The organism is Actinoplanes sp. NPDC026623, from assembly GCF_040638275.1.
Lineage (GTDB): Bacteria > Actinomycetota > Actinomycetes > Mycobacteriales > Micromonosporaceae > Actinoplanes.
In genome coordinates this window covers 1-9,428 of sequence record NZ_JBEZXZ010000275.1, presented here as the reverse complement: position 1 = coordinate 9,428, position 9,428 = coordinate 1, and the positions used below count along the sequence as shown (strand labels likewise).

The following is a 9,428-nucleotide window of genomic DNA, read 5'->3' as shown; positions in this document are numbered from 1 at the left end:
GGCCAGGAGGCGGCGCGCCGCGGCCGGGCCGGCCGTCGCCGCCACCCGCATGCCGGCCTGCGACAGGGCCGCCTCGCCGAGGCCCTTGAGCCAGCGGTCCGGGAGCGTGACCCTGCGCTCGAAGGCCGCCGTCTCCCGGGTGACCACCGCCAGGCCGCCGGCGCCGACGCTCAGGCGCAACTCGTCGCGGTCACTCACCCGCGACAACGCGTCGCGGACTTCCCGGTTCAGGTCCACATTGGTGGTGCCGGGCTCGGAGCGTACGTCGCGCAGCGCCTCGGGCAGCAGGTCGGCCCGCGCGTGGACGCCGCCGCAGGACGAGAAGGACTCCAGGCGCAGCCGGCCGTCGCCACTGGTCAGGACCGGGTCGAGCAGCCGGGCCGCGGCCGGCTGGAAGTATCGCGACCGGGCCACCGCGGCGACCGCCAGCAGCACCGCGGCGACCAGCCCCGGCCGGGCCACCCAGCCGTCGAAGAACGGCGCCGGCCCGGGCACGGCGGCCCGGCCCAGATCCAGCACGCGACCGTCCAGTCGCGATGGCCGGTCGTACGCGAGCACCACCTCGGCCATCGACCACCTCCGCGCGGAACCCTAGCCCGGCTGATCAAATCCGCTCCGCGGCTTGACTCTGACGTAGCGTCAACCCTTGATGCTGCCCGTCATGAGCATCCCTTCGGCAACCGAACAGGTTCCGGGGCCCGCGATCCACGTGCGGGGCCTGGAGAAGTCATACAAGGAACTACGGGTGCTGCGCGGCGTCGACCTCGACGTGGCACGGGGCAGCATCTTCGCCCTGCTCGGCTCGAACGGCGCGGGCAAGACCACGGTGGTGAGGATCCTGTCCACCCTGCTCAAGGCCGACGCGGGCACCGCACGGGTCAACGGCTTCGACGTCGCGACCCGGGCCGCCGACGTCCGCGAGTCCATCAGCCTCACCGGGCAGTTCGCGGCGGTCGACGAGATCCTCAGCGGGCGGGAGAACCTCGTACTCATCGCCAGGCTGCGGCACCTCGGCAACCCGGCCGCGATCGCCGACGAGCTGCTGGGGCGCTTCTCGCTGACCGAGGCGGGCGCCCGGCGGGTGGCGACCTACTCCGGCGGCATGCGCCGCCGGCTGGACATCGCGATGAGCCTCATCGGGAACCCGCCGGTCATCTTCCTCGACGAGCCGACGACCGGGCTGGACCCGGAGGCGCGCCTCGAGGTGTGGCAGGCGATCAGGGAACTCGTCGCGGGCGGGACGACCGTGCTGCTCACGACCCAGCATCTCGACGAGGCGGAGCAACTCGCCGACCGGATCGCGATCCTGCACGAGGGCCGGATCATCGTGAACGGAACCCTCGACGAGCTCAAGCGGCTGCTCCCGCCCGCCAAGGTCGAGTACATCGAGAAGCAGCCGACCCTCCAGGACGTCTTCCTCACCCTCGTCGGCGCCCGGACAGACAGGGAACAACGATGAACAGGCACTTTCCCGGCGACACCGCCGCGCTGCTGGGGCGCTCGCTGCGCCACATCCTCCGCAGCCCGGACACCATCATCACGACCGCGGTCATGCCGATCATGTTCCTGCTGCTGTTCGTCTACGTCCTCGGCGGCGCGATCGAGACCGGGTCCGGCTCGTACGTGAACTACCTGCTGCCCGGCATCCTGCTCATCACGATCGCCTCGGGCATCTCCTACACCGCGTACCGGCTGTTCCTGGATCTGCAGGGCGGGATCTTCGAACGGTTCCAGTCGATGCCGATCGCGCGGTCCGCCGTGCTGTGGGCGCACGTGCTGACCTCGCTGTTCGCCAACCTGATCTCGCTCGTCATCGTCGTCCTCGTCGCCCTGGCGATGGGCTTCCGCTCGGGCGCGGGCGTGCTGGCGTGGCTCGAGGTGGCCGGCATCCTGGTCCTGTTCACCCTGACGCTGACCTGGGTCGCCGTGATCCCCGGCCTCACCGCGAAGTCCGTGGACGGCGCGAGCGCGTTCTCCTACCCGCTCATCTTCCTGCCGTTCATCAGCTCGGCCTTCGTGCCCACCGAGTCCATGCCCGGGCCGGTGCGCGCCTTCGCCGAGCACCAGCCGGTGACCTCGATCGTCAACGCCATTCGGGACCTGTTCACCGGTCAGCCGGTCGGCGCCGGCATCTGGGTCGCCGTCGGCTGGTGCGCAGGCGCGCTCGTCGTCGCGTACCTGTTCGCCGGTGTCTCCTACCGTCGAAGGATCTCCTGAGCCGGAATGTGAGGGCAGGATCGGAACATGTTGATGATCGGTCAACTGGCGGCGTATGCGGGCGTCACGGTGCGTGCGGTCCGGCACTACCACCAGATCGGATTGCTGCCCGAGCCGGAGCGGGACGCCTCGGGCTACCGGCGGTACGGGCCGGCGGCGGTCGTGCTGCTCATCAAGATCCACATACTCGCCGAAGCGGGCGTGCCGCTGTCCCAGATCGGCCGGCTGCTCGAGGCCGACGAGCCGACCTTCGCCGAGGCGGTACGGGGGATCGACAACCAGCTGCGCGCGGAGGTCGAACGGCTCGAGACCAGCCGCAAGCAGATCGCGCAGCTCGCCGCCGGTGACAGCCTGGTGGTCCCGCCGGAGGTGGCCGCCTATCTCGACCGGCTCCGGGAGATCGGGGTGTCGGAGCGGATGGTGGGGGTCGAGCGGGACGGGTGGATCCTGATGGTGGCCCGCTGGCCCGATCACGTCCGCGACTGGATGCCCGGCAAGCTCGCGCAGCTCGACGACCCGCAGCTCGTGCGGCTCTACCGGCTCCTGTCGGAGCTCTTCGAAAGCGACGCGAGCGACGACCCCCGCCTGGTGGAGGCCGCCGACATCATCGCCGGCCTGAACGCGCGGGCATTCGACTCCGGCGAGATCGACCTCGGCGAGGCGGTGGCCGACGACCTGCCGTTCGATCTGCTGGACGCACTCGCCGTCGAGTCCGATCCGCGGGCGGCGCGGCTGCTGGACCTGGTGCGCGAGCGCGGCTGGGACGGCCTGGCCCGGATGGAACGGCTCCCGGACCCCCGGCCCTAGCGCGGCCGTTACGCGAGCTGGTCGCGGCGGCGTCTCAGGTAGGCGGTCTGAGCGGTGTTGCCCGACAGTTCGATGGCCCTGTCGTACGCCGTGCGCGACAGCCGGCTGCGGCCCAGCCGGCGCAGCAGGTCGGCGCGGGTCGCGTGGTAGGCGTGGTAGCCGGTCAGGTCGTCCTCGAGACGGTCGACGGCCGCCAGCGCCGCCTGCGGGCCGTCCAGCTCGGCGACGGCGATGGCCCGGTTGAGGGCGACGATCGGCGAGGGGTCGAGGCGGACCAGCTGGTCGTAGAGGGCGACGACCTGCGACCAGTCGGTGTCGCGTACCTCGCGGGCGGAGGTGTGCACGGCGTTGACGGCGGCGAGGATCTGGTAGCGACCCGGGGCCACCCCGGTCGCCAGGCGCTCGCGCACCAGCCGATGACCCTCGGCGATCAGCGCCGCGTCCCAGATCCCGCGGTCCTGATCCCCGAGGGTGACCAGTTCGCCGCCGCTCGACACGCGGGCGGTGCGGCGGGCCTCGGTGAGCAGCATCAGCGCCAGCAGCCCGGTCACCTCGCCGTCCTCGGGCATGAGCGCATGGACCAGTCGGGTGAGCCGGATCGCCTCGGCGGTCAGGTCGTGCCGTACCGGAGCGGTGCCCGGCCCGGTCGCCAGGTAGCCCTCGTTGAAGACCAGGAAGAGGACGGCGAGCACACCGGAGACGCGCGGCGGCAGATCCTCCGCGGCCGGTACCCGATACGGGATGCGAGCCGCCTTGATCTTGGCCTTCGCCCGGGTGATCCGCTGCCCCATGGCGGCCTCCTGCACCAGGAAGGCGCGGGCGATCTCGGGCACGGTGAGGCCGGCGACCATGCGCAGCGTCAGCGCCACGCGGGTCTCCATCGCGAGCGCCGGGTGACAGCAGGTGAAGATCAGCCGCAGCCGCTCGTCGCCGATGGCGTCGAGCGGCTCGGCCGGGTCGTCGTCGCGCAACAGCTGAGCCTCCCGCTGCTTGTCGCCGCGCTTGCCCTCGCGCCGGACCCGGTCGATGGCCTTGCGGCCGGCGGTGGTGGTCAACCAGGCGCCGGGGTTGGGCGGCACGCCGTCGGCCGGCCACCGCTCGACGGCGGCCGCGAACGCCTCGGCCGCCGCCTCCTCGGCGATGTCGAGATCACCGAAGCGCCGGGTCAGGGTGGCGACCACCCGCGCCCACTCCCCGCGGTGCGCCCGGATGATCGCCTCGCGGACGTCGCCCTCGCTCACAGGATCGGTCGCACCTCGACCTTCCGGTTGCAGTGCCTCGACCCCTCGGCGGCGAGCTTGAGCGCCACGTCGAGATCCGGGGCCTCCAGGATCCAGAAGCCGGCGAGATGCTCCTTCGACTCCAGGAAGGGACCGTCGGTGAACATTGGCTGCCCGCCGCGGTTGTCGATGACGGTGGCCGAACTGGGCGCCGCGAGGCCGGCGGCGAAGACCCAGTAGCCACCCGCCTGGAGCCGGTCGTTGAACGCGTCGGTGGCCGCCTCCTCCTCCGGGGTGGCGAGGCCGGCCGAGTCGTCGATCACAGAAACCAGGTACTGCATCTCGGATCATCTCCTGTGGTTCGGGTGCCCGCCCGGGCGGGCGGCTCACCCCTACAACGAACACCTCTGCACCGATCCGACAGCGCCTCCCGGACTTTTTCAAGGCCTCCGCCATCGCGGCCGCCGAGGTCCTGTCCCGCTTCGGCTGGGACCTCATCAACCTGACCGAGATACACGACAGCAACGTCTACGCCCTGCTCCAGCGCCGCGGCTGAGCCGTCAGCCGATCGTCACCATGTGCCGGTCGTCGTCCCGGCTGCCGGAGAGGGTGATCGTCGCCCGGTCGTCCTTCACGGACAGCTCGGCGCATTTCGTGGTGTGGTCCAGCAGCCAGCCGACCGGGCGGCACCCGTCACCCCAGCCGTGCGCCTTGACGTGGCGTTTCAGTTCCGCGTACAGGTCGGCGCCGGATTGGCCGGGGCGGCCGGAGACCGTGATCGTCCGGAAGCAGGCTCCGGAGCCGCAGTCTCCGTCGTCGAACGGATGGGCCGTGGCCCGCAGTCCGGCGGGCAACGGCAGCACGTCGTCGGTCGTCGGGAAGAACGGTGCCGGCCGCACGGCGATCGCGCCGCAACACAGCACCAGCAGCAGCCAGCCGGCGAGGAGGCCGGCCGGCACGGCCACCCGGGTCCGGCGTACCGCAGCGGTCGGGCGCGGCTCCATCAGGTGGCCGGAGAGGACCGTCACCAGGGCCAGGACCAGGCCGCCCAGGGTGATCTCGAGGACGGCACGCGGCAGGAGGTGGACGAGCGTGGCCGCCAGCGCGATCAGCACGGCCAGGACGACGGCGATCAGCCGGCGGATCCGGGGCACCCGCGACATGGGCAACCAGAGCAGCAGGATCGGCCCGATCACGATCAGTTCCCCCGGCATCCGGTCGATCGTGTCAAGCTCGCGCAACGGCGGCGCCCTGATATTCGGTACGGATCGATACCCCGTGGCGGAACCAGGATCCTGCGGAGTTGGCCGGCCAGGTGTGCGAAATCCTCGCCCGCGGGCCCGGCAGGTGGCGGGCGAGTTGGCATGCCACGGATCCGGCGGTCGCCGGGCCACCGGCCTTTGCCCGCCGCTCATGGCCAAAGGCCTGGTAGCCGCTACAGCCCGAGCGGTTCGGGCGCTCCCGCGGCGTTCGTGGCGGTGTACGTCCACACGGTGGCCGCATCGGGGAGCGGCAGCACGAAGAACTTGGCCGCGCCCGCCCCCGCCGGCAGCGGCCGGGCCGGCGCCACCAGCGGCTCCCGGCCCGGCGCCGTGGCCTCGACGGTGGTCACCGCCGACCCCAGCGGACCGAACGCGAATTCGCCGTCGCCGGGGCCGGGCCCGTCGATGTACGCATCCCCGGCGTGGGCCGCGTCCGGCGAACTCCACCCACCGCACCCGCCGCCGAAGTCGTCGCCGGCCCGGCCCGCGGCGTCGCGGATCTCCAGACAGAGGGCACCGTCGGCGTTGTGGAAGGTCACCAGACTCCAGGTCGCCCCGGACGCCACCGTGACCGGATCCGTGGACCTGTCGTGCGAGCAACCCGCGAGCGTGCACGCGACACTCAGAGCAGCAGCAGCAGCGACGATGCGTCTCAACGGTCCTCCGGTGTGCGATGTGGACGGTCGCCGGACATTATCGCGGCGGCCCGCCCGAGTCGGCCGGCGGTGCCAGTGGATTGCGGCCGCGGATCCCGCGGGCGACCAGCACGGTGGCGGCCGCGGCCGCGATCCAGATGCTCCACCGCACCGGCTCCGCCATCAGGCTGTCCGGCGGCGGAGGCAGGAGCGCCATCTGCAGGGCCGCGCCCGCGGGGACGACAAGCGCAGCCGCCACCCCGGTACGGCCGGGAAGCCGGATCAGCGCGCCGGCGACCCCGAGCGGCGGGCCGAACAACACACTGCCGATCAACCAGTACCGGGTCGCCATGCCCCACCAGGCGCCGCCGTCGAACAACAGGTCCGCGCCGTAGTAGGCGGCGGTGGCGAACACCAGCGCGAGGCCGCCCGCCAGTGCGCCGCGCAGCATCTCCGCCACCGGCGGCGCGTGCCGGCTGACCAGCCAGCCCGCCAGCACGGCCGTCGCCGCCCAGGCCCATCCGGCATCCAGGACCAGGCTGGCGAACTCCGCGGCCTGCGACCAGCCGCCGCGTTCGGCACGCGCGGTGCCGACCTCACCCAGCACCACCGGTACGTGATTGACGACCGAGTCGACCACGCCCAGCAACGTCCCAACGACGGGACCCACCATCCACCACAGCCGACCGCTGCACGACATCACAGCGATCATGGTGCCGGACCCCGCCCGACAGCCGTGGGCGGGGGTTGCGCCCGGGATCGATTGTGGGGACAGTCGGTAGGCGCCACGGCGTCATGCGGGCGCCGGTTTACGAGGTCGAACGGGGATGCCGCATGCCGGATGATCCTTGGGGCAGCGACTCCGGATTCCACGGCGGACATCCGCCGCCCTCGGCGAGATGACGACCCCACCGGACGAACGCCGGCGTAGCCCCGGCCTGGCGTTGCTGACCGGGATCCTCGTCCTGGCCGAGGCCTTTTTGGCCCGGCTGGGTGTGATGGTGTGGAACGAGCAGCGGGACGGCCATCTGACCGGTGCGGAAGCGGCGACCTTCATCGTGATCGGCGTCTCGGCCGCGATCGGCGCGGTGCTGTACCTGTTCACCCTGTGCGCCTTCGCCCGCGGCGTCCGGGGTCATGGGCTCGCCCGGTTCGCGTCCGGGCTGGCCTTGCTCCGGCTGGCCGGGGTGATGGTCGCCCTGGTCGCGATCGCGTTTCTGATCGACGTCTCCGCGATCGCCGGGCTGCAGGAGACGTTCCTCGCCGCCCTGGCCGTTCTCGACGCGCTCACGGCCGTATACGCCACGCGCATCGCGGTGCGCCGTACCCGATGAGGGGACTATCTGGGCTGGCCGACGGCGCGGGGGCCGAGTTCGGCGGCCGTGTCGACGAAGCTCTGCACCCGCGGCGGCATCTCGTCGCCGCGTCGTGTATCGGAATCAGGACGATGCCCGGATGCGCGTAGTACCGCAGGTAGTGCACGTGCACTGGCGCGATGCAGAGGCCGGCGGCCAGGGCGTGCAGCAGCTCGTGGAAGGTCGTCACGGGCAGCATGGAACTCATCTAACCCAAGCCGGAAGTTATATCAGGACCGCAGGTAGCGCAGGACCGCGAGCACCCGCCGGTTGTCGGTCTCGGAGGCCGACAGGCCCAGCTTGGGGAAGATGCTGGCGACGTGCTTCTCCACCGTCCCCAGGGTCAGGACGAGGGCGGTCGCGATGCCGGCGTTGGAGCGGCCCTCGGCCATCAGGGCGAGCACGTCGCGCTCGCGGGCGGTGAGCGGGTCCAGGCCGCCGGAGCGCCGGCTGGCGGAGAGGAGGTGGCGGACCACCTCGGGGTCGAGCGCGGTGCCGCCGGCCGCGACCCTGGCCACGGCGCCGATGAACTCGTCCACATCGGAGACCCGGTCCTTGAGCAGGTAGCCCACGCCGCACGGGCTGGCGCTCAGCAGCCGGGCCGCGTACACGGTCTCGATGTATTGCGACAGGACCAGCACCGCGGTGTCCGGGTGGGTCAGGCGCAGCCCGATGGCGGCCCGGAGCCCCTCGTCGGTGAAGGCCGGCGGCATGCGGATGTCCGTGATCACCACGTCGGGGCGATGCTCGTCGGCCGCTGCCAGCAGGGCGGCGCCGTCGGCGACCGCGGCGCACACCTGGTGGCCCTCGTCCTCCAGCAGCCGGGCCAGCCCGGCCCGGTACAGGGCGTCGTCCTCGGCGATCACGATGCGCATCGGTCGAATGCTTTCATGCGTGCAGCGGCATCTCGACGGTGATGCGGGTCGGCCCGCCGGGCGGGCTGGAGATCGTCAGGCTGCCGTCGACGACGGCGGCCCGCTGCGCGAGCCCGGCCAGACCGCTGCCGCGGGCCGGGTCGGCCCCGCCGCGGCCGTCGTCGGCGACCGTCAGCGTCAGCCGTCCCGCCCGCTCCGACAGGTCGATCGTGATGGTGTTCGCGGCGCCGTGTTTGGCGATGTTGGTCAGCAGTTCGGCGGTGCAGAAGTAGGCGATGGCCTCGATCGCCGGCGCCGGGCGGGCCGGCAGGTCGCAGGTCAGCCGCGCGGGGACGGCGCTGTCGGCGGCCAGGCCGGCCAGGGCGTCCGGCAGGCCGTTGTCCAGCACCGGCGGGTGGATGCCCCTGGCCAGTTCGCGGAGCTCGCTGATCGCCTCGCGGGCGCCGTGCAGGGCGGCGTCGACGAGTTCGCGGGCCGCGGCGGCGTCCGGAACCGCGCCCGAGTCGCCGAGCTTCTTCTTCGCCATGCCCAGGTTCATCGCCAGCGTGGCGAGCCGGATCTGCGCGCCGTCGTGCAGGTCGCGTTCCAGGCGCCGCAGCCGGGCGGCGGCGTCGTCGACCGCCAGCGCCCGGGTCCGTTCCAGCTCCGCCAGCCGCCTGGCCGAGGACTCGGGGCTGAGCAGGCCGCGGATCAGCCGCCGGTCGGCCGCCACCACGGCCCGGGTCACCCACGGCGCGGCCAGCAGCATGCCGGCCCCGACCGCGAGGACGGCGAAGGTGCCGGGGAAGGTCGCGACGGTGAAGCGGCCGTGGCCGAGCCAGTCGAACGGGGTGATGACCCGCACCGGGTCGAGGTGCGTGCCCGGGGGGTGGCTGCGGAACGACTGCCACCAGAACGGGTACGTCAGGTTGGCCAGGCCGGCCACCCAGAACACCGCGACGGCGTACAACTCCAGCAGCATGACGGGAAGCTTCAGCAGCAGGTACGCCAGCGCCCGCCAGCCGGGGCCGTCGGCGAGCCGGGCGGCGGGCCCCCGGCCGGGCGGCGCCGGCGCGGC

The 9,428-nt window shown here is 72.4% G+C and carries 11 protein-coding genes and 1 pseudogene; 4 read left to right on the top strand and 8 right to left on the bottom strand.

Annotated features, from left to right (window positions below; all coding sequences use genetic code 11):
* Positions 1–570 (bottom strand): annotated as a pseudogene (locus AB0F10_RS41750) (SWIM zinc finger family protein); the annotation flags it as partial.
* A gap of 91 nt (positions 571–661) precedes the next feature.
* Between AB0F10_RS41750 and AB0F10_RS41745 the strand changes: the two are divergent.
* From AB0F10_RS41745 to AB0F10_RS41735, 3 genes are read left to right on the top strand one after another with little or no spacing between them, the layout of a single operon-like run.
* A complete protein-coding gene (locus AB0F10_RS41745; RefSeq protein WP_360638995.1) occupies positions 662–1,459 on the top strand; it encodes an ATP-binding cassette domain-containing protein in 798 nt (265 codons plus the stop codon).
* The gene (locus AB0F10_RS41740) at positions 1,456–2,217 is read left to right on the top strand and encodes an ABC transporter permease (RefSeq protein WP_360638992.1); all 762 of its coding nucleotides are present in this window, start codon (positions 1,456–1,458) and stop codon (positions 2,215–2,217) included. Before AB0F10_RS41745 ends, AB0F10_RS41740 begins: the two co-directional genes overlap by 4 nt.
* 27 nt (positions 2,218–2,244) lie before the next feature.
* Positions 2,245–3,024 (top strand): MerR family transcriptional regulator, encoded by a 780-nt coding sequence (locus tag AB0F10_RS41735; RefSeq protein ID WP_360638989.1) that lies wholly within the window; start codon positions 2,245–2,247, stop codon positions 3,022–3,024.
* 8 nt (positions 3,025–3,032) lie between these two features.
* Here the strand turns inward: AB0F10_RS41735 and AB0F10_RS41730 are convergent, their stop codons facing one another.
* The 5 genes from AB0F10_RS41730 to AB0F10_RS41710 all read right to left on the bottom strand — a co-directional run bounded on the left by AB0F10_RS41730 (position 3,033) and on the right by AB0F10_RS41710 (position 6,841).
* Positions 3,033–4,265 (bottom strand): DUF6596 domain-containing protein, encoded by a 1,233-nt coding sequence (locus AB0F10_RS41730; protein WP_360638986.1) that lies wholly within the window; start codon positions 4,263–4,265, stop codon positions 3,033–3,035.
* A complete protein-coding gene (locus tag AB0F10_RS41725) occupies positions 4,262–4,585 on the bottom strand; it encodes a YciI family protein (RefSeq protein ID WP_360638983.1) in 324 nt (107 codons plus the stop codon). Before AB0F10_RS41725 ends, AB0F10_RS41730 begins: the two co-directional genes overlap by 4 nt.
* Before the next feature lie 219 nt (positions 4,586–4,804).
* A complete protein-coding gene (locus AB0F10_RS41720; RefSeq protein WP_360638980.1) occupies positions 4,805–5,485 on the bottom strand; it encodes a hypothetical protein in 681 nt (226 codons plus the stop codon).
* A 194-nt stretch (positions 5,486–5,679) separates the two neighbouring features.
* The gene (locus AB0F10_RS41715; RefSeq protein WP_360638978.1) at positions 5,680–6,162 is read right to left on the bottom strand and encodes a hypothetical protein; all 483 of its coding nucleotides are present in this window, start codon (positions 6,160–6,162) and stop codon (positions 5,680–5,682) included.
* A gap of 37 nt (positions 6,163–6,199) precedes the next feature.
* Positions 6,200–6,841, bottom strand: a complete 642-nt coding sequence (locus tag AB0F10_RS41710) for a DUF6518 family protein (RefSeq protein WP_360638975.1) — start codon at positions 6,839–6,841, stop codon at positions 6,200–6,202.
* Between the two features lie 199 nt (positions 6,842–7,040).
* Here AB0F10_RS41710 and AB0F10_RS41705 point away from each other — a divergent pair, with 199 nt between their 5' ends.
* On the top strand, positions 7,041–7,475 hold the full coding sequence (locus AB0F10_RS41705; protein WP_360638972.1) for a hypothetical protein: 435 nt from the start codon (positions 7,041–7,043) through the stop codon (positions 7,473–7,475).
* Between the two features lie 251 nt (positions 7,476–7,726).
* On the opposite strand, the gene AB0F10_RS41700 is transcribed toward AB0F10_RS41705, so the two are convergent.
* Positions 7,727–8,371 (bottom strand): response regulator transcription factor, encoded by a 645-nt coding sequence (locus AB0F10_RS41700; protein ID WP_360638969.1) that lies wholly within the window; start codon positions 8,369–8,371, stop codon positions 7,727–7,729.
* Positions 8,372–8,384: 13 nt separating this feature from the next.
* The coding region (locus tag AB0F10_RS41695) for a sensor domain-containing protein (protein WP_360638966.1) at positions 8,385–9,428 on the bottom strand (1,044 nt) is incomplete at its 5' end.